This is a genomic window from Helicobacter equorum, from assembly GCF_900198655.1.
Taxonomy (GTDB): Bacteria; Campylobacterota; Campylobacteria; order Campylobacterales; family Helicobacteraceae; genus Helicobacter_F; species Helicobacter_F equorum.
The window spans coordinates 1-18,762 of sequence record NZ_FZPO01000018.1 but is presented as its reverse complement, the minus strand read 5'-3'; the positions used below and the strand labels follow the sequence as shown (position 1 = coordinate 18,762).

Here is an 18,762-nt window from a genome sequence, read left to right as displayed (position 1 = left end):
TTGAGAGGAAGAAGTTCTAAAACACGCGTATTGCCTAATAAAATTTGCTACAAAACCTTAGGTTTGGTGTAATCTTTTAAAACAAAAAGTTGTATAATTGTTACCTATCACAACACAAGGATTTTGTATGCAACCCACTACACAAAAGCAGGTGTCTTATCGCAAAAAACGCTATCTTGTTTATGTTATCGCGGCGGCGGTATTACTAAGCTTCCCTTTTATCACCATTGATGATACACATCTTTTTTTACTCTCTTTTGAACATGGAGAGCTACATTTATTAGGCACACGATTTAATATGCAAGAATTGTATTTAATGCCATTTTTGCTTATTTTGCTTTTTGTAGGAATCTTTTTTCTTACAACATTAGCAGGTCGTCTTTGGTGTGGCTGGGCATGTCCACAAACGATTTTCCGTGTGATTTATCGCGATTTGTTACAGACTACTATTTTTGGTTTGCGTAAAAAAATTTCCAACAAACAACAACCTATGCGCCTTGAAAGTTTCATAGATAAACTAAAAGCTACCCTTGCTTTTGTGATTATTGCATTTTTGTGCCTTGTTGCTGCAGCAAACCTTATGTGGTTTTTTGTCCCACCGGAGGATTTTTTCTCATATATTATGAATCCTTTAGATCACCCTGTGCTTATGGTGTTTTGGTTAGGCTTTGGGATATTTTTTATCTTTGATATTACCTTTATTCAAGAGAATTTTTGTATTTACATCTGCCCATATTGCCGTGTGCAATCTGTGTTATATGATAATGATACGCTTATGCCTACTTATAATTACAATCGTGGAGGTTTTGTATATGATAAGCATGGCACAAAAGCTACTCAAAAGCTGAAATTTATTGATCCAAATGCTGAATGTATAGAATGTGAGCAATGTGTCAAGGTATGCCCTACACATATTGATATACGCAAGGGTATGCAATTAGAATGTATTAATTGCCTTGAATGTGTTGATGCTTGCACGGGTGTAATGGGCAAACTTAATAAGCCTTCACTTGTTTCTTGGACCTCTCCTACAGCTATGGAGCATAGCCAAAAAGTTCAATATTTTAGGTTTAAAACCATTGCATATATTGTCGTGCTTAGTGTTGTGTTTGTTGCATTATTGGTGATAAGCACCAAAAAAGAAGGTATGCTTTTGAATATCAATACAACTTCTGAATTGTATAAGATTCGCACTCAAGAGGTTGTTGATAATACTTTTAGGGCAGTATTTCATAATACAGATAGCGTAGATCATGAATTTTCTGTAGAAATTGTAAGTCCTAATAAAGATTTTGATATTGCATCTAGACTTGAAATTATTAAGCCAAAAGAGCCATTTGTCGTTAAAGCGGGGCAAAAGATTACACAAATGATCACCATAAGGGCAAGAGAGAATCTTTCTCGAAATGATAGAGGTGATAGTATCTATCCAATTGTATTGCATTCGTTTGCAATTGATGATAAGGATCGCATTTTTGCTAACCGCAAAACAAACTTTACCTATCCAAGTCAAGAAACAATTCAAACTTACTTGCAAAAACACCAAGAAATCACAAAATAAATGCATTACACACTAGAATCTGCCAAACAGATTCTAGTGTGTTTAGATTTTTAGATTTTCTACAGCCTCATAATAATCTTTTGCACCAAAGATATAGCTTCCTGCCACTACCATATCCGCACCGCTTTCTTTGACTAAAACAATATTTTGTGCACTGATACCGCCATCAATTTCAATAAGGCATTGAGGATTGAGTTCGTCACGCAAGATTCGTAAATCACGAAGTTTTTGGAGACTATAGGGGATAAATTTTTGTCCCCCAAAGCCTGGATTCACGCTCATAAGTAGCACCAAATCAATTTTTGGCAATATATAGCGGAGATTTTCAAGGCTCGTATGTGGGTTTAGCACCACACCAGCTTTGATACCTTGTGATTTAATCTCTTCTATTAACCTATCAAGATGACATACTTCCTCGATATGCACACTCAAAAATGCAGGCTTAAGAGGCGTAAAGAGTTTGACAAAAGATTCACTATCGCGTGTCATTAGATGAATATCAAGTGGTTTTGTAGCAATTTTGGCAATTTTTTCTACGACAAGTGGTCCTATGGTGAGATTTGGCACAAAATGTCCATCCATCACATCAATGTGCAAATAATCGCATGTAGTTGCACAAATGGCTTCCACTTCTTTTCCTAGATTCAAAAAATCTGCCGATAATAGGCTTGGTGCGACAAGCATTGTTTTTTTCATATTTTTATCCTTTGTATACAAGATTACACGCATTGTAGCATGTTGTTTAGTCCGCTGTGCTTAAGTCCCTTAGCCATTGGCTATGTTGTGCTATATGATCTTTTTGGAGTAGATTGTCACGTAGAGATTCTAAGTCTTGGCATGTAAGTGCACCCATCACTTCTGCGCTTAGTGTTGTTTTATGAGAGGTAACGCTTAGGGTATTTAAAAGGTTTTGGATTTCATCAATCAATGCGCCTTTTGTTGTTATCTCGCCATTTTTGGTCGTATGTGGAGTTTGCATAGTTATCCTTATATGTTAAATGTGGCTAATTCCTGTGTGATTTGTGTATGAAAAGACTCAAAATAGCCCTGGTTTTGTGGTAATTTTGCTTGAAATTCTTGGAGAATTAACGCATAATCGCTTTCTAAAAGCTCACCTTTTAGCAGTAAATATTTAAGGTATAGCCAATAGGTATTTAGCACATCGCTTTGGCAATATTCTTGTATTTTTTCTAGTGCCTCTTTGTTTGTGAGATTTGGGTCAAAAAATATCTCATGCACTTGAGAGCCACTCACATCATATTTTCCTACAATGCCACACATTTTGCACACAGAATCTAAGGTAAGTCCGCGCACAGCACCAAACCCACCAAGACTATCTAGTAAGTCTGTGTGAAAATTTTCGGCATAGCGTTGGCGGTAATTTTCCCATTTATTTTTGTTGTATTGGGGATTATTGATTTCAAAATACGCACCAGCTTGTATATGATACCGCATAGCGCGTAGTGTAAGAGCTATCATATCAAATCCCCTACCATTAAAGCTTACAATACTCGGTTGTTTGGCATTAAACCATTCCCAAAAATCTCGTAAAATCCCAGATTCTAGCTCATTTAGGGCTCGTAAGCCTCTCGTGTTTTGTGTATACGCTTCACTTGCTTTAAGTCCGAAGTTTCCGACTTTTATAAAATGCCCAAAATCATCACACAGCACACTTGAAATGCTAATAATACGATGAAAGGGAATAGGCAAAAACTCTGATCCGCTTTTTTGGGCTTGGTGTGCGAATGCTTGAGTACATATGGCAAGCTCATCGCCAGTAAAACCAAAATTTTGTGTAAGCAAATAGGTATCGGGAATAGTTTCTATATCAAGGACACAAACCATTTAAGCCTCCTTATACGCGAGATAGGATACAATCGAAGTTTTATTATTGTAGCAAAGTTCGCATAAAAGGAAACAAAATGTATGCATTGCTTAGTGTAAGCGATAAAAATGGGATTGTAGAATTTGGCAAGGAATTAGTACAGCTTGGATACAAGATTTTAAGCACGGGCGGGACACTAAGGACTTTGCAAGAATCCGGAGTTCGTGTGGAGGAAGTAAGTAGCTATACACAAAGTCCAGAAATGTTTGATGGTAGGGTAAAAACATTGCACCCTAAGATTCATGGAGGGATTTTGTATCGTCGAGATGATGAGGCACATATAAAAAGCACTAAAGAATACAAGATAGATTCTATTAGTCTTGTGTGTGTGAATCTTTATCCTTTTAAGCAGACAATTGAGCGCACAGATAATTTTGATGAGATCATTGAAAACATTGATATTGGTGGTCCTGCTATGGTGCGTTCGGCAGCAAAGAACTTTCATAGCGTGCTTATTGTAACCGATCCCAATGATTATGCATGCGTAATAGAGAATCTAAAACACCAAAACAATACACTAGAGTTTCGCACTGAGCTTATGATAAAAGCTTATGAGCATACGGCAAGTTATGATTCTATGATTGCTAATTATATGAATAAGCGATTTAAACAAGGTTTTGGTGATAAGCAATTTATCGTGGGTAAAAAAGTGTTTGATACACGCTATGGAGAAAATCCTCATCAAAAAGGCGCACTCTATGAGTTTAACGAGTTTTTGAGTCAACATTTGTGTATAAAAAAGGGTGAGCCAAGTTTTAATAACCTTGCAGATATTAATGCAGCTATTAGTATTGCAAGTGCATTTGGTGAGTGTAGTGCCGTGTGTATAGTAAAACACGGGAATCCTTGTGGTTTTGCTATCAAAGAGAATTTGTTAGATTCGTATGTGAGTGCGCTTATGTGTGATAGAGTGAGTGCGTATGGAGGTGTGGTAGCGCTTAATGGCATTATCGATGAAACACTGGCACAAAAAATGAATGAAATTTTTATTGAAGTGATTGTGTGCGCAGGTATCAGTGATGCAGCATTGAAGGTTTTTGAATCTAAAAAACGCACCAAGATTTTTACCTGTGTTTTGCAGGGACAAAATGTGTTACATTTACCGCGAGATTCTTATGATTTCAAGCATATTCAAGGTGGATTTTTGTATCAGCAAAGTGATAGTGTGGGCGCACACGAAGTGGCACAAGCAACATGTATGACAAAACAAGTTGCTACGCCTTCACAATTTAAGGATTTAGAGATTGCATATAAGGTAGCAAGTTTAACGAAGTCCAATTGTGTTGTGTATGTCAAAGATGGTGCTATGGTCGCTATTGGTATGGGTATGACAAGTAGAGTTGATGCTTCTAGAGCGGCTATTGTAAAGGCGCAAGATATGGGCTTAGATTTACAAGGGTGTGTGTTGGCTTCAGAAGCCTTTTTCCCATTCCGAGATAGTATCGATATGGCGTATAGTGTTGGTGTGTCGGCAGTGATTCAACCAGGTGGTAGCATACGCGATGATGAAGTAATAGCGGCGTGTGATGAGTTTGGCATAGCGATGTATTTTACACACACAAGGCATTTTTTACACTAAAATAGCAAGAGGAGATTTATGTGGTGTCTCCAAAATATTTGGAGACACTAGAAACTTCAGAGTCTAGACTCGTAGCGACGAAGCATATATAAGCGCTTAAGTAATTTTTTCTTAGCGTTTATCTTTTGCTTTTTGCGACGCTCTGTTTGTGGTTCAAAAAATCTTCTAGCTCTTGTTTCTGTAACCACAAGATTTCTATCAGTTTGTTTTTTGAATTTTCTGTAAGCTTCATCGAAGCTTTCGTTTTCACGCACCTTGATACCTGGCATATACATCACCCACTTTCTTTTGTAAAATCGAGCCGACATTGTATGGCAAAAAAACTAAAACAAATATTAAGGAATATTTGGATAGAATACCGCCTTTTATATTTGTATGTGCTCGTAGCTCAGCTGAATAGAGCAACAGGTTGCGGTCCTGTAGGTCGGGGGTTTGAATCCCTCCGAGCACACCATTTCTCACTTACATCTTCACATAAGCTATGCTTTTCTTAGTTTTTGGTATCATTAATTACAGGTTTTATAATCATTATTTTTTTAGTTTAGGTTGGATTTAATGGAACGCAATGTCAAATACGTCAGCATAGGTATTGTTTTTCTTGGGATTGTTATAGGGTTTTGTATTTTTGTCTTGTGGTTGGGGCGATTTGATTTTGGTGTGAGTAAATACAACACCTATTATATTTTGACACAAGATGAAACTTCATCAGTTGGGGTGAATACTCCTGTGAAATTTAAAGGCATAGCAGTAGGAAAAATCAATAATGTAAGCTTTGAAGATCTCGCGCAGGGTCTTATCAAGATTACATTGTCTATAGATTCTGATTTGGAAGTACGTGAAGATTCATACATTAGCATTGCCTCAAGCGGTCTTGCCGGAGCAAATTATCTCGCATTTTATCAGGGACAAAGCCCACAACTAAATACCTCACATATTATAGAATTTAAAAAAGGTGAGCTTGATATTTTGCTTCAAAAAATGCAAGCCATAGGGGATAAGGGACTTAGTGTGCTAAGTGGTGCAAGCGAACTTACTAGCCCACAAACAATTGAGAATCTCCAAAAAACCCTTTTATATCTTTCTCAAATGAGCCAAGATATGACACACATTATCAAGCGTTTAGATTCTATTACTGCAAGCATTGACACAAACCTTAAGACTGGTCAATATGATTTTCGTTCTATACTTAATCCTAGTCTTTTGCAACTTCAAGAAACGCTTTTGCAAGCTGATCGCTTCTTTTCTAAAGTCACACATTTGGTGGATAAGATTGAAAAAAATCCATATGATAGTCTTTTTGGTAAAAAGCGCAGTAGTGATGAATAATGTGAAATCCCCAAATATATAAGGAGTGAGATATGAAACTAAGATATATTTTCATAGGCTATATTGTGGCGTTATATGCAGGATGCGTGAGCGTAGATATAAAGACAGAGATACCAGATGTAAGTTTTTATGACATTTCTTTGCATACGCAAAAGATTCTCAAAAATCCCAAACATAGCTATGGCACGATTATAAGTGCGGCAATGCCCTATGATAGCACAGACATATATAGGCTAGATTCTCAAAGTCTTCGCACGCGCACTATCCTAAACGCTCAATGGGTAAGCAAACCAAAGGAAATGCTCATAGCGACTTTGGGTGGCATGATGAGTGAGCAGGGATTGAATCTGATTAAGCCACCATTTGGGAGTGTCAAGGTAGATAAGATTTTAAAACTTCATATTGATAAGATTCTCATTATCCAAAGAGATGGGAAGGATTATGCAACATTAAGCATACACTATGATCTTTTGAGTGCTAAAGATGCAGACTTATTAAAAAATGGCGTGATTGTGCATGAAAAAGAAATACCAAATATGCAAGATTTTGCGCAAATATTTTTGAAACTAAGTCAAGAGGTATTTTCTGAAATCATTGGGCAGATTCTGTAGTTTATGAGAGTCTTAGTTTTTATTTAATATAATGTTGGGCATTTTTTTTATTTTTGTGGAGGAAATATGGAATTATTTTTACAAGATGATACACTTATTACATCTAAAACAGATACTTCAGGAAGACTCGTCTATGGCAATGAAGATTTTTGCTATTTTGGTGGATTCAAGGATGAAAAAGAGTTTATCAACAAACCACACAATATTATACGTCATCCATCAATGCCAAAGGTTGCTTTCAAACTTTTATGGGATACAGTTAAAAGCGGAGAGGAATTTTTTGCTTTTGCATGTAACCAATCTGTAAAGACCAATGATCTTTATTGGGTCTTTGCTAATATTACCCCATCCTATGATGCTAGTGGAAAGATTTGTGGATACTATTCTGTCAGAAGACGAGCAAGCAAGGCGGGTGTAGAAACACTAAGTATGATTTATAAACAATGTTTTGATATTGAGGCTACTTCAGGTGTGCAAGCTGCATATAACTATATTGCCGGGTTTCTCAAAGAGCGTAAGCAAACTTGGAATGAACTTATGGTTTCTCTGCAAACGCAAGGGAAAATAGGAGGGTATCGATGAAAATTTTGCTATGGATTGCGATAGTTCTTGGACTGGTAGATCTTATAACAGATCTAGTATGGCAAGGTTTTTCTCCAAGTTTAGTTGTCATAGCACTTTTGGTTATAGTGCTTGGGATAGCACAATACAAGATGAGCTTACGCGCCAAACTTATTGAGAGGATTCTCAAAGTTTCTGAAAAATACAAGCGAGGAGAATTTGAAGAAAGAGTATTGTTTATACAAGGTGATGTAGATTTGCATAATTTGGCAAATAATATAAACATTTTGATTGATGGCATTGAAGCATTTATGCGTGAGATAGCTACTGCTGTTCAATGCACACAAGAAGGTAAATTTTATCGCAAAGCTATAGCACAAGGGCTTAAGGGGTCTTTGGCTACTAGTATTGAGATTATAAATTCTGCGCTTGATAAAGTTGAGGAAGGTGCTAAGGAAAATATTTCAAATGCCCTTGCAAAAGATCTTATGAATATGAGTTTGCAAAATCAAAATACTGATTTAAGCGAGGTTTCTAAGGATTTGGGATCGGATTTGGAGCGTATGGATACAGCCGATTCTCAAGTTTCTTCTATCGCTGAAGTTTCTCAACAATCCCAATCTGATGTGACACAAATTACTTCATCTATCGATGATTTGATCGTGATTATTGATGATAACAACAATATGATAGAAAGTTTTGCACAAAAATCCCAAGATATAGGTTCTGTGATTGCCATTATTCGCGATATAGCAGATCAAACAAACCTTTTAGCACTTAATGCTTCTATTGAAGCTGCACGCGCTGGAGAACACGGAAGAGGGTTTGCGGTGGTGGCAGATGAGGTACGAAAACTTGCTGAAAAAACACACAAAGCTACAAGTGATATTGCTATCGTCGTGCAAACAATGCAGCAAGAAGTTAATACTATTTTGGAGAACTCTTCGCGTGTTACACAAGTGGCAAGCTCTGCACACAAAAATGTGGAGCATTTCAATGAAGTTTTTGCAGGACTTGGTGCAACGACACAAGATCTCTTTAATGTTTTTGAAAGACTTTCACAAGGTCTCTTGCTTAGTGTATCTAAGCTTGATCACATTTTATATAAATCCTCGCTATATTTGAGTTTCAATAAAAAACAAGAAGTATGTGATTTTGATACACTCAATCCTATTTCTAAATATCTTAACGATGCAAATCTCATCAAAAAAATTAAAACGCTAGATACGGATAAGATTCACAATATAGAATCTAAACTCAAGGCAAGTGCGAAGGCCGCGCTTGGAGTTCTCACGCAAGAAGTTACGCAAGAAACCTCTAGCATAATTGTCCAAAACCTACAACAACTTGAGCAAGATTCGCAACAGGCTGTGAGACTTTTGGATAGTGCCAATGTTTAGAATCTAAGTTATCATATCAAGGAGTGTTAATGAGTGGATTTTTTGTAGCATTGGGGGAGATTCTGACAAATAGCAATGTCGTGTTTTATATTATCGCCTATCTTGTGGGCGGCATACCTTTTGGGCTTTTTTTGACAAAGGTATTTTACAACATAGATATACGTACTATTGGATCTGGAAGTATAGGTGCTACAAATGTCTATCGTGCTATTAAAGATATTAATCCCAAAAGTGCCAAAATCCTCGCTTTAAGCACTATTATCCTTGATGCGTGCAAGGGAATGTTTGTTGTGCTTGCCGCCAAGCTTTATGGATTGAGTTTTGATATACAATGGCTTATTGCGTTGCTTTCTATTTTGGGGCATTGCTATAGTCCATTTTTAGGCTTTTATGGAGGTAAGGGTGTAGCAACCGCTATTGGATCTACTATTTTGCTTATACCTATCGAAGGAGCTTTGGGGCTTGTCGTTTGGGGCTTTGTAGGCAAGGTGCTAAAGATCTCTTCACTCTCTTCACTCTTTGGTGTGCTAAGTGGTATTATTTTGACTTTTATTATTCCGCTTGTGTTGCCTATTCCAGATTCAATTAATATCCTTGCGCAAGTGCATACTCACACGCCTGTAGTGCTTATAGGACTTCTTATTCTTTATACGCACATTCCTAATATCAAGCGCTTATTAAGCGGTCAAGAAGGCAAGGTGCTCTAAAGCGTGCAATATTGTTTGGAGATTGAGAATCTACGATTTTTTAGTATTGTAGGTATTTTAGAATCTGAACGCACAAATGAGCAAGAAGTATGCGTGAATGCAAAAATTTTTTATGAATACACAACTGCTTACTTGGATTATGTGTCGGTGGTGTCTTGTATTCAAGAAACTATACACACTAGAGCATATGGTTTATTAGAAGATCTCATAGAGGGCGTGTGTGAAGAATTGCATACGCGATTTGCGATGATTAAGAGTATCGATTTTCACATCACAAAACCCCAAATTTTTTCACACTGCGTGGTGGGTGTCCGAGCACAAAAACATTTTTGATATTAGTAACCTCTTTGCATGGCTTCTAGTTTTTTGGCTTTGTAAGTATGAAAGTTTTTGTCCAAAATCGCCTCTCTAGATTCTCGCATGAGAGTTAGATAAAAATAGAGATTGTGGATAGAGGCTAAGCGATAATAACTCATTTCCCCACTTCTATAGAGATGATGAAGATAGGCGCGTGAGTAGTTTTGGCATGTGTAGCAATTACATTCCGGATCTAGCGGTGCAGAATCTAGCCCAAAGCGTGTGTTTTTGATATGAATCTTGCCAAAGTTTGTAAATAGCGTGGCATTGCGGGCATTACGTGTAGGCATCACACAATCAAACATATCCACTCCGCGCTCTATGGATTCAAGAATATTTTGTGGCGTTCCCACACCCATAAGGTATCGTGGTTTGTTTTGTGGCAAATATGGGGTCGTAGATTCTATTGTTTGATACATTTCTTGAGCACTCTCACCCACGGCTAATCCACCTATGGCATACCCATCAAAATCCTGCATATCCGTAAGACTAAGGGCAGATTCTTTTCGTAATTGCATATCGATGCCTCCTTGCACGATTGCAAAGAGATGATTTGTTGTTGCATTGCCTAATGATTTTTGGTGCAAGTGATATGTAAGGCTTTGTTTTGCCCAAAGACTTGTGCGCTTGATAGATTCTATAATTCTCTCTTTTGGTGCAGGAAGTCCTACAAGATCATCAAGCACCATCATAATATCGCTATTAAGTGCGTATTGAATATCTAGTACCTTTTGTGGGGTAAATATATGTTTGCTCCCATCTATATGGGATTTAAACTCCACACCATTTTCTAGGAGTTTTACATTACTTCCCAAGCTAAAGGCTTGAAACCCCCCACTATCACTAAGATAATTACCCCAAAAGTTTGCAAACTTGTGAATACCACCAAAAGCTTTTAGTTTTTCTATGCCACAACGCAGATACATATGGTATGTGTTTGCAAGGATTATAGGTGTGCGCAGATGAGTGCTAACATCATAGCTATCTAGTGCTTTAATGCAACCTTGTGTGCCCACGGGCATAAAGATAGGTGTTTGAATCTCGCCATGTGCAAGTTTAAGCGTTAGAGCTCTAGCCTGGAGATGTGTTGCATCAACACATACTTGCATATTTTCTCCTTAAGAATATAAAGTTATAAAATTATTGTTGATTTCAGAGGCTCTTTAGTCTTGGCTCTCTATAATATGCCAAACTTTACCTTGTATATTTGAAGGATATTTTTTGAAAAAAACCCTTGTTTTTGCCGATGGCATTGTAGCAAAAATTTTTATCCAAAAAATCATCACGCAATATTTTAGCAACAACGCCTATGCCATTGTATGTAAAGATACAACGATACTTCCAGAACAAATCCCAAATTCTATCCAAATACATTGCTTTGATTATACTTCAGCGTTTCGTTTAGAATCTCTATGCAGCAGGGATATTCAAGATGTGTTTATTGTGATTGAGGATCCAAAGGAGCGTTTTGTCCTTTATGATCTTATCCGAGGCTTTAATGCCAAGGTGCGTATTGTGCTATATAATAACCACGAATTCACCACACACACTACAGAAGATAGTAATAATGTTGTGATGTTGCGTGAGGATTTGCGTTTAAAGGATATGGTGGATACAAATCTTGTTGTTATAGATTCTGAACATCTTGTGGCAAATCGTCTTACACAACGACTTGCTAATGTCCCACTTATACCGCGTGGATTTGGGTTAGAGCAAGGTGAGCTTATGGAGATTGCTATTCCTCCGGGTAGTATTTTTGCGTATCGTCATATTGGCTCTATTCAACAAAAAAAATGGCGTATTGTGGGGATTTACCGCCATGCAGAATTTATTCTTGCTACACATACGCTTGTGCTCCAACCAAATGATGTTATGCTTGTGGCTGGTGATAATGTTGTGCTTAGTGAAGTATATCGGAGTGCTAAAAGCGACATTGGTCAATTTCCTGCTCCTTTTGGCAAGGATATTTTTTTGTATGTCGATCCTACGCGTCTAAGTGTCCAAGCTATTTTAGATGACATACAAGATGCGCTTTTTTTACATACGCACATCAAGTCTGACACGCTTCATATTGTTGTGCTAAATCCTAGCAATTTTGCCCTCTTAGAATCTGTCCGCTCTCATCAAGCTCCAAAGGTGCATATACACTTTGTGTATGATAATACCGATTTTTGCGCACAAATTGATAGCGATCACAAAAAGCGTCCAGGACTCATTATGGTTAATCATGAATTATTTATCTCACGCAAAAACCGCCAAGCACTACATAAGACCAATACTCCTGTATTAAAGACAGGATACAAACGCCTCAAAGAAGTGCAAAAAAGCTTTTTGATTGTTGATGAGGGATTGCAAAAGGGCGAAAATATCGCTTCAGTTATGTTTGATGTTTCTAAGCAGCTTAACATTACTACAAGATTCTATAATTTTAATCCAGATTCGGAATATCAACGCACATTGTTAAACAACATCGAGAATCTTGCAAAGATTTTTTCGCACCAACCAGAAATCACATATTCAAATTCCTATAACCCTATTTTGTTTTTACAACGCTCACATGATGTGTTTTTGCAGTTTGTGCCTTTTGATAGCAACCTTACAACGATGCGCTTTTTGACTTTGGGCTCAATGGATCCCAAAAAGCTTTCACTCGGGCTTGATACAAACCCGCAAATTTTTATCCCTTATTAAAGGATTGCTATGAGAGAAATTATCATTCATACCCCCACAAAAGAGTATTCGGTATTTATTGATGAGACACATAACCTTGAGTCTATTGTGCATAATGGCAAAGTGCTTATAGTGTCCAACCCAAAAGTTGCAGGACTTCACCTATCTAAAATCATTGCTAAGATTATGGCAAAAGAAGTGTATGTATGTATCATACCAGATGGCGAGGAATACAAAGATTTTAAAAGCGTGGAGTATATTCTTGAGTGTGCCTTTACACATAGACTAGATAGAAATTCACTTTTTGTGGCATTTGGCGGAGGTGTTGTTGGCGATATTGTAGGGTTTGTGAGTGGAATCTATCAACGTGGCGTGGAGTTTATCCAAATACCTACGACACTTTTAGCACAAGTAGATTCAAGTGTGGGTGGTAAAACAGGCATTAACAATGTCTTTGGCAAGAATCTTATCGGATTATTTCATCAACCAAAAGCAGTGTATGTAAATCTAGATTTACTTGCTACTTTAGATTCTAGGGAATTTAGTGCGGGTGTGGCAGAGATTATCAAAATGGCTGTGTGCTTTGATAAAGAGTTTTTTACATACTTGCAAAATACCGCACTAGATGATAAGCAGATTCTTGAGTATGTGATTGCTAAAAGCATTGAGATAAAAGCGCGTGTTGTGAGTCAAGATGAAAAAGAAAAAGGATTGCGTGCTGCGCTTAATTATGGACATACTTTTGGACATGTGATAGAGAATCTTACGCATTATACGGGCTATTTGCACGGAGAATGTGTGGCAATAGGTATGTGCATGGCAAATGATTTGGCTTATAAACTTGGGTTGATGACACAAGAAGAAGTAGAGTGTATCAAGCATCTTTTGATGCGGTATAATTTACCAACTTACTACAAAATAGCCGATGTCAGAGAGTTTTGGGAAAAGTTTTTTTTAGATAAAAAAAGCAAAGATTCTAAGATCACATTTATATTACCTAATCACATTGGTGATGTATGTATGCGTGATGATATTCCCAAAGAAATTGTCATGCAAGTCTTAGAGCAATATAGCAAATAAAAGGAAGGGTATGAGGCGAGTAATAGTAGGTGTATTTTTACTATGTGCTAGTATGCTAGGAGCCACAGAGACTATAGATGCACCAAGCTTAGAATCTAAACTCGCCACATTGACTAAAGCCATTGCTCAAAGCAATAACCCATGGTATAAACAGTATATCAATATTAAAGCATATGAGAATCTACTCCAAGAAATACGATATACAGAAAAAGAGCTTGAGCGTCTAGAGGCTATTGAGGAGAAAAATTCACGAGTTTCTTCACAGATTTTGCAATACAAAAACACATTGCAAACACTCCAAAGACAGCGCGATATTTTAGAATCTTATGCCAAAAATTACTCCCAACTTCTTGAGCTTCCAGAAATCAAAGATATACCAAATGTGAGTAACCCAATTCTTATTATTAGTGGCTATTCTTTTATTAAAACCTTGCAAGAAAGTCAGCACAATATCGAGAGCAATGCCAAAAGTTTACAAGAAATTCTTGATATGGCAAAGCAATGTTATGAAATCGCCCAGATTCTTAATGATTATTATGTTGATGAAAATAATACTCAAAAGATCAAGGAATATCAGAATCAAACTCTTGAGGCATTACAGATGGTGCAAAGTCTAGAATCTGCCCAACAGATTTTGCAAACCTCTTATGATGTGTATAGCAAAGAAATAGAGAGTATTATCATCTCTTTAGAATCTGAAATCAAAGCGCAAGTTGTCAAAATGATCTCTATTCTTGTGGTTTTTGGTGCGATTTTTGTCATCGGACTTTTTATAAAAACGGCATTGCGTAAATATATTTTGGATAGCAATCGCGTATATACAGCAAATAAAATCATTAATATTTTTAATATCACGCTTATTGTGATTATCTTGCTTTTTGTGTATTTGGAGAATGTAAGTTATCTCGTGGCAATTGTGGGTTTTGCTTCGGCAGGTTTGGCTATTGCGATGAAAGACTTATTTATGAGTGTGCTTGGATGGTTTGTCATCGTGCTTGGTGGTAGTGTGCATGTGGGAGATAGGGTGCGTGTTGTAAAAGATGGTGCGACATATGTAGGAGATGTGCTAGATATTTCGGTGTTGCGTATGACTATTTATGAGGATATTACCTTTACTTCATATGCAGAAAATAGGCGTGCAGGAAGGATTATTTTTATTCCAAATAACTACATTTTTACGACACTTTTGGCAAACTACACACACGCCGGATTACAAACCGTGTGGGATGGGATAGATATTAGTATTACATTTGATAGTAACTACAAAAAGGCTCTTAGCATTGCTACAGAAATTGGTAAGCGCTATTCCAAAGGCTATACAGAACTTACTCGTAAGCGTATGGAGCGACTTAAGGATCGCTTTTCACTCCGCAATATTAATCTTGAGACACGCGCCTTTTGTATGCTTGAGCCAAATGGGATTAGAATCTCTTTGTGGTATCATGTCAATTCTTATACGATTATGGCATTGCGTAGCACGATTTCAGGTGAGCTTATTGAAGCTTTTTTGCGTGAAGATGACATATATATTGCCTACCCAACGACCAAAGTTGTCCCAACAGGTGGCGATGGTAGAGGCAATAAACCAGATCCTACTGCCCTCTCAAATGTTACTTCACCTACAAACCCTACACGCCCACGGAGCGGATCTGATGTGCCATTTGCCGATAATAAAGATCTTGATCATGGTAATTTTGGAGTTATTTGATGCGTGTATTTTTTAAAACTTTTGGGTGTCGAAGCAATCTTTTTGATACGCAGGTGATGATGGCAAATCTCAAAGGCTATGAGATTGTGAGTGATGAGAATCTAGCAGATATTATTATTGTGAATTCTTGCACCGTGACAAATGGAGCAGATTCTGGTGTACAAGGTTATATTAATCGCTTTATAGATTCTGGAAAAAAAATTTATTTTACAGGGTGTGGTGCTGGTTCTAAGGGTAAGGAAAATTATGAAAAAAACCTTGCGTTTGGAGTTTTTCCTCATAGTCGCAAGGAAGAGATTACGGAATTATTACAAAAAGAGCAGAGATTTTTTTATGCAGAAGAAGAGCCTTTGCATATCGATAGCACGATTGTAAGCGAATTTGTGGGTAAAACTCGTGCATTTATTAAGATTCAAGAGGGTTGTGATTTTGCGTGTAGTTATTGTATTATCCCCTCTGTGCGTGGTGGAGCTAGGAGTTTTCCTAAGGACAAGATTCTCGCCCAAGCCCAAGCCCTTTTAGATTCTGGCGTGAGTGAGCTTATCCTTACAGGGACAAATGTTGGGAGCTATGGAAAAGATTTGGAGGGTGAGAGTATCGCGACACTTATAGAATCTCTATTTAAACTTCAGGGTTTAAAGCGTTTGCGTGTGGGAAGCTTGGAACCTAGTCAAATAAGTGAAGAGTTTTTGGGTCTTATCCAAGATTCATTGTTTGAAAAGCACCTTCATATTGCCCTGCAACATACACACAATACGATGTTAGAGATTATGAATCGCCAAAATCGGGTACAAAAGGATTTGGAGCTTTTTATGCGCTTACATAATCAGGGATTTTTTCTTGGCACAGATTTTATCGTCGGGCACCCTGGGGAGAGTGAAGAGGTTTGGGAGCAAACTTTGGAGACTTTTGCACAATTCCCTATCACGCATTTGCATCCATTTATCTACTCGCCACGTAATGGCACGCTTTCGGCTAGGCTAAAAAATACCACAAAAGGCGATGTTGCAAAAAAACGCCTTCACACACTTAAAGCACTTACACAAGAAAAAAACTATCATATGCGTCAGGTTTATGCTAAGCCTATTCATGTTTTGGTAGAATCTACAGGTTCTCATATGTCTGATGTTTATCATGGATTAGATGAATTTTTTAATAAAATTACTATCCAAAGTTCTATACCAATCCAAAGTGGGCAATGGCTAGAAATAGCACAATACCAAATACACAAAGAAGGAAACCATGCCAAAATCTAAAAGTCTTGTTTTTTCACTCATAGCGCTAGGGATCGCTGGATTGCTTATTGTTTTTATGTTGTTGCGTGATAATAGTATTTTGTTAAGTCCTTATGAATTTCACAAAAAGCTTTTAGAATCTAAGCCCCAAAGTATTGTGCTAAAGGATAATGAGATTTTTTTTAGTGCCAATCATCAAACATACAAGATAGCACGAGATTCTATAAATGTGAGTGAGTTAGATCCTCATATTGCTGTGGTAGTAGAGCAAAAGAGTAGCAATTGGTTAGATGAAATTGGGCTTTTTGTTATCATTTTTCTTGGTGTAGCGGTGTTGCTTAAGGCAGTTTCTTTGCTTTTTTCATCCCCAAAACCACAACCAAAGGGCTTAGATATCAATGCCCAAAACCTTGGTGGCACTATTGCGCGAACACAGCAAGGAATAACGCTTCCATTTGATCAAGCAGAGAGGTTTGAGCCACATTTACAAAGTGCTATCACTTTCAAAGATGTCGCTGGAATTACCGAAGTCAAAGAAGAATTACTTGAAATTATTGATTATCTAAAAAATACTAAAAAATATCAGGATTTAGGCATTCGACTTCCTAAGGGAGTATTGCTTGTAGGACCTCCGGGTGTGGGTAAAACAATGATTGCTAAAGCGGTAGCAGGGGAAGCAGGAGTGCCGTTTTTTTATCAAAGTGGCTCAAGCTTTGTACAAATTTATGTCGGAATGGGTGCAAAACGCGTGAGAGAGCTTTTTTTACGCGCAAAGGCAAAGAGTCCGAGTATTATTTTTATCGATGAGATTGATGCGGTGGGCAAAGCAAGGGGTGGCACACGCAATGATGAGCGTGAAGCAACGCTTAATCAGCTCCTTACGGAAATGGATGGGTTTGAAGATTCTAGTGGCGTGATTGTGATTGGAGCGACAAATAAAATTGATGTATTAGATGAAGCACTTTTGCGTAGTGGGAGATTTGATCGTAGAATCTATGTGGATTTACCAGATTTAAGTGAGCGTGAGAAAATTTTTGAGGTGTATTTGCGCGATAAGTATTATGATTTTAGTATTAGCGAGGTTGCAAGATTGTGTGTGGGATTTAGTGGGGCAGCTATAGCATCGCTTGTCAATGAGGCAGCGCTTAGCGCACTTAGGCGACAAAGCAATATAATCCAAAAAGAGGATATACTAAATACCAAAGATAAGGTGCTTTTAGGCAAGAAGAAAATACTAAGTTTTAGCGAGGAAGAAAAACAGATTATGGCGACATATCAGAGTGCCAAAGCCCTTAGCGCGTATTGGCTAGACATTGATTTTGATAAAATTTCTCTTATTAGTGAAAGTTTTAAGGAGATAGATAAAGAGCTTGTAAGCAAGACAGAAATGAGTAATAAAATAAAAATTCACCTTGCTGGAAGTATTGCAGTGGAGATGCTTTATCATCAAGTCTTTAGCAATGCCAAGGACGACATTGCCAACGCAAAACAAATAGCACTACAAATGTGTGAGGATTATGGTATGGGCAAAAAGCTTATAGCAGATTCTAGCGATGTAGCAGAGATTTTGGAGCAGTGTAAAAAGGAAATGCAAGAATTCCTCATAAACTCTAAGCCACTCCTCCAAAAACTCTCCCATAGTCTTTTAGAACAAGAGCGACTACACAAAGATGAGATAAAAGCCATTATTGATGAGAAATATTTTTCGTAGTTTTGTATTATGTGTGGTGTTTTGTGGGACATTGCGCACAAAACCAAGTCAGGATATAGAATCTCTAAGTCCTCTAGCACGATCGTATTTTGCGATAGAGACAAAAACTATTAAAGGCGGTATTTTATTTTCAGATTTTTTAAAAGCCTTATATGCGAAATGCCCAAATACCTATATGTATACTAAATATTTTCATGGAGGGTATGGCGATACTATCAAAGTATCAATAGCACTTGCATTTAGTGAGTTATTAAAAAAGGTATACTTCAATGTTGTGTCATATGGTTGATAATATCCTCATGCACTATAGGCATAATCCCTATGTGATTGTGGGTTGTGATAGGGATTGTGCAAGTATCCTTGAGTTTGCA

At 37.4% G+C, this 18,762-nt stretch carries 19 protein-coding genes and 1 tRNA gene; 15 read left to right on the top strand and 5 right to left on the bottom strand.

The features are described from left to right. The first annotated feature begins 127 nt into the window (after positions 1–127). Positions 128–1,561, top strand: coding sequence for a cytochrome c oxidase accessory protein CcoG (gene ccoG / locus C6H22_RS04345; protein ID WP_104694119.1), 1,434 nt, complete (start codon positions 128–130; stop codon positions 1,559–1,561). A 42-nt stretch (positions 1,562–1,603) separates the two neighbouring features. Here ccoG and rpe read toward each other — a convergent pair whose 3' ends face one another. Genes rpe through C6H22_RS04330 form a run of 3 tightly spaced genes read right to left on the bottom strand, consistent with a single transcriptional unit; the run spans position 1,604 to position 3,406 of the window. Next, the gene (rpe, locus tag C6H22_RS04340) at positions 1,604–2,245 is read right to left on the bottom strand and encodes a ribulose-phosphate 3-epimerase (protein ID WP_104694120.1); all 642 of its coding nucleotides are present in this window, start codon (positions 2,243–2,245) and stop codon (positions 1,604–1,606) included. A gap of 58 nt (positions 2,246–2,303) precedes the next feature. Next, the gene (locus C6H22_RS04335) at positions 2,304–2,540 is read right to left on the bottom strand and encodes a hypothetical protein (RefSeq protein WP_104694118.1); all 237 of its coding nucleotides are present in this window, start codon (positions 2,538–2,540) and stop codon (positions 2,304–2,306) included. 8 nt (positions 2,541–2,548) lie between these two features. After that, positions 2,549–3,406, bottom strand: coding sequence for a 3'-5' exonuclease (locus tag C6H22_RS04330; RefSeq protein ID WP_104694117.1), 858 nt, complete (start codon positions 3,404–3,406; stop codon positions 2,549–2,551). Between the two features lie 77 nt (positions 3,407–3,483). Here C6H22_RS04330 and purH point away from each other — a divergent pair, with 77 nt between their 5' ends. Then, complete coding sequence (purH, locus tag C6H22_RS04325; protein WP_104694116.1) at positions 3,484–5,025, top strand: bifunctional phosphoribosylaminoimidazolecarboxamide formyltransferase/IMP cyclohydrolase; 1,542 nt, start codon at positions 3,484–3,486, stop codon at positions 5,023–5,025. Between the two features lie 56 nt (positions 5,026–5,081). Here purH and rpsU read toward each other — a convergent pair whose 3' ends face one another. Next, positions 5,082–5,294, bottom strand: coding sequence for a 30S ribosomal protein S21 (gene rpsU, locus C6H22_RS04320; RefSeq protein ID WP_095627347.1), 213 nt, complete (start codon positions 5,292–5,294; stop codon positions 5,082–5,084). Positions 5,295–5,402: 108 nt separating this feature from the next. Between rpsU and C6H22_RS04315 the strand changes: the two genes are divergently transcribed. From C6H22_RS04315 to C6H22_RS04285, 7 genes are all read left to right on the top strand, one after another. Further along, positions 5,403–5,479, top strand: a tRNA-Arg gene (locus C6H22_RS04315). Between the two features lie 101 nt (positions 5,480–5,580). After that, on the top strand, positions 5,581–6,351 hold the full coding sequence (locus C6H22_RS04310) for an MlaD family protein (RefSeq protein ID WP_104694115.1): 771 nt from the start codon (positions 5,581–5,583) through the stop codon (positions 6,349–6,351). A 32-nt stretch (positions 6,352–6,383) separates the two neighbouring features. After that, positions 6,384–6,962: a hypothetical protein gene (locus C6H22_RS04305; RefSeq protein ID WP_104694114.1), complete on the top strand. Its 579-nt coding sequence runs from the start codon at positions 6,384–6,386 to the stop codon at positions 6,960–6,962. 66 nt (positions 6,963–7,028) lie between these two features. After that, positions 7,029–7,544: a PAS domain-containing protein gene (locus C6H22_RS04300; RefSeq protein ID WP_104694113.1), complete on the top strand. Its 516-nt coding sequence runs from the start codon at positions 7,029–7,031 to the stop codon at positions 7,542–7,544. After that, positions 7,541–8,923: a methyl-accepting chemotaxis protein gene (locus C6H22_RS09085; protein ID WP_104694112.1), complete on the top strand. Its 1,383-nt coding sequence runs from the start codon at positions 7,541–7,543 to the stop codon at positions 8,921–8,923. Before C6H22_RS04300 ends, C6H22_RS09085 begins: the two co-directional genes overlap by 4 nt. Before the next feature lie 29 nt (positions 8,924–8,952). Further along, complete coding sequence (gene plsY, locus C6H22_RS04290; RefSeq protein WP_104694111.1) at positions 8,953–9,630, top strand: glycerol-3-phosphate 1-O-acyltransferase PlsY; 678 nt, start codon at positions 8,953–8,955, stop codon at positions 9,628–9,630. 3 nt (positions 9,631–9,633) lie between these two features. Beyond that, positions 9,634–9,963: a dihydroneopterin aldolase gene (locus C6H22_RS04285; protein WP_104694110.1), complete on the top strand. Its 330-nt coding sequence runs from the start codon at positions 9,634–9,636 to the stop codon at positions 9,961–9,963. Between the two features lie 2 nt (positions 9,964–9,965). On the opposite strand, the gene tgt is transcribed toward C6H22_RS04285, so the two are convergent. Further along, on the bottom strand, positions 9,966–11,096 hold the full coding sequence (gene tgt / locus C6H22_RS04280) for a tRNA guanosine(34) transglycosylase Tgt (RefSeq protein ID WP_104694109.1): 1,131 nt from the start codon (positions 11,094–11,096) through the stop codon (positions 9,966–9,968). 112 nt (positions 11,097–11,208) lie between these two features. On the opposite strand from tgt, the gene C6H22_RS04275 reads away from it, so the two are divergent. From C6H22_RS04275 to C6H22_RS04250, 6 genes are read left to right on the top strand one after another with little or no spacing between them, the layout of a single operon-like run. Beyond that, positions 11,209–12,678: a COG3400 family protein gene (locus tag C6H22_RS04275; protein ID WP_104694108.1), complete on the top strand. Its 1,470-nt coding sequence runs from the start codon at positions 11,209–11,211 to the stop codon at positions 12,676–12,678. A gap of 9 nt (positions 12,679–12,687) precedes the next feature. Further along, positions 12,688–13,737, top strand: a complete 1,050-nt coding sequence (aroB, locus tag C6H22_RS04270) for a 3-dehydroquinate synthase (protein ID WP_104694107.1) — start codon at positions 12,688–12,690, stop codon at positions 13,735–13,737. A 10-nt stretch (positions 13,738–13,747) separates the two neighbouring features. Continuing rightward, the gene (locus C6H22_RS04265) at positions 13,748–15,445 is read left to right on the top strand and encodes a mechanosensitive ion channel domain-containing protein (RefSeq protein ID WP_104694106.1); all 1,698 of its coding nucleotides are present in this window, start codon (positions 13,748–13,750) and stop codon (positions 15,443–15,445) included. Further along, positions 15,445–16,701, top strand: a complete 1,257-nt coding sequence (gene mtaB / locus C6H22_RS04260; RefSeq protein ID WP_104694105.1) for a tRNA (N(6)-L-threonylcarbamoyladenosine(37)-C(2))-methylthiotransferase MtaB — start codon at positions 15,445–15,447, stop codon at positions 16,699–16,701. Before C6H22_RS04265 ends, mtaB begins: the two co-directional genes overlap by 1 nt. Further along, on the top strand, positions 16,688–18,391 hold the full coding sequence (locus tag C6H22_RS04255) for an AAA family ATPase (protein ID WP_104694104.1): 1,704 nt from the start codon (positions 16,688–16,690) through the stop codon (positions 18,389–18,391). The genes mtaB and C6H22_RS04255 overlap by 14 nt, the downstream gene beginning before the upstream one ends. Further along, complete coding sequence (locus C6H22_RS04250) at positions 18,372–18,680, top strand: hypothetical protein (protein WP_104694103.1); 309 nt, start codon at positions 18,372–18,374, stop codon at positions 18,678–18,680. Before C6H22_RS04255 ends, C6H22_RS04250 begins: the two co-directional genes overlap by 20 nt. The last annotated feature ends 82 nt before the right edge of the window (positions 18,681–18,762 follow it).

What these genes read in the sequence shown, in the direction of transcription:
- ccoG (WP_104694119.1), top strand. Translation starts at nt 128, where the DNA reads ATGCAACCCACTACACAAAAGCAGGTGTCTTATCGCAAAAAACGCTAT.
- rpe (WP_104694120.1), bottom strand. Translation starts at nt 2,245, where the DNA reads ATGCTTGTCGCACCAAGCCTATTATCGGCAGATTTTTTGAATCTAGGA.
- C6H22_RS04335 (WP_104694118.1), bottom strand. Translation starts at nt 2,540, where the DNA reads ATGCAAACTCCACATACGACCAAAAATGGCGAGATAACAACAAAAGGC.
- C6H22_RS04330 (WP_104694117.1), bottom strand. Translation starts at nt 3,406, where the DNA reads ATGGTTTGTGTCCTTGATATAGAAACTATTCCCGATACCTATTTGCTT.
- purH (WP_104694116.1), top strand. Translation starts at nt 3,484, where the DNA reads ATGTATGCATTGCTTAGTGTAAGCGATAAAAATGGGATTGTAGAATTT.
- rpsU (WP_095627347.1), bottom strand. Translation starts at nt 5,294, where the DNA reads ATGCCAGGTATCAAGGTGCGTGAAAACGAAAGCTTCGATGAAGCTTAC.
- C6H22_RS04310 (WP_104694115.1), top strand. Translation starts at nt 5,581, where the DNA reads ATGGAACGCAATGTCAAATACGTCAGCATAGGTATTGTTTTTCTTGGG.
- C6H22_RS04305 (WP_104694114.1), top strand. Translation starts at nt 6,384, where the DNA reads ATGAAACTAAGATATATTTTCATAGGCTATATTGTGGCGTTATATGCA.
- C6H22_RS04300 (WP_104694113.1), top strand. Translation starts at nt 7,029, where the DNA reads ATGGAATTATTTTTACAAGATGATACACTTATTACATCTAAAACAGAT.
- C6H22_RS09085 (WP_104694112.1), top strand. Translation starts at nt 7,541, where the DNA reads ATGAAAATTTTGCTATGGATTGCGATAGTTCTTGGACTGGTAGATCTT.
- plsY (WP_104694111.1), top strand. Translation starts at nt 8,953, where the DNA reads ATGAGTGGATTTTTTGTAGCATTGGGGGAGATTCTGACAAATAGCAAT.
- tgt (WP_104694109.1), bottom strand. Translation starts at nt 11,096, where the DNA reads ATGCAAGTATGTGTTGATGCAACACATCTCCAGGCTAGAGCTCTAACG.
- aroB (WP_104694107.1), top strand. Translation starts at nt 12,688, where the DNA reads ATGAGAGAAATTATCATTCATACCCCCACAAAAGAGTATTCGGTATTT.
- C6H22_RS04265 (WP_104694106.1), top strand. Translation starts at nt 13,748, where the DNA reads ATGAGGCGAGTAATAGTAGGTGTATTTTTACTATGTGCTAGTATGCTA.
- mtaB (WP_104694105.1), top strand. Translation starts at nt 15,445, where the DNA reads ATGCGTGTATTTTTTAAAACTTTTGGGTGTCGAAGCAATCTTTTTGAT.
- C6H22_RS04255 (WP_104694104.1), top strand. Translation starts at nt 16,688, where the DNA reads ATGCCAAAATCTAAAAGTCTTGTTTTTTCACTCATAGCGCTAGGGATC.
- C6H22_RS04250 (WP_104694103.1), top strand. Translation starts at nt 18,372, where the DNA reads ATGAGAAATATTTTTCGTAGTTTTGTATTATGTGTGGTGTTTTGTGGG.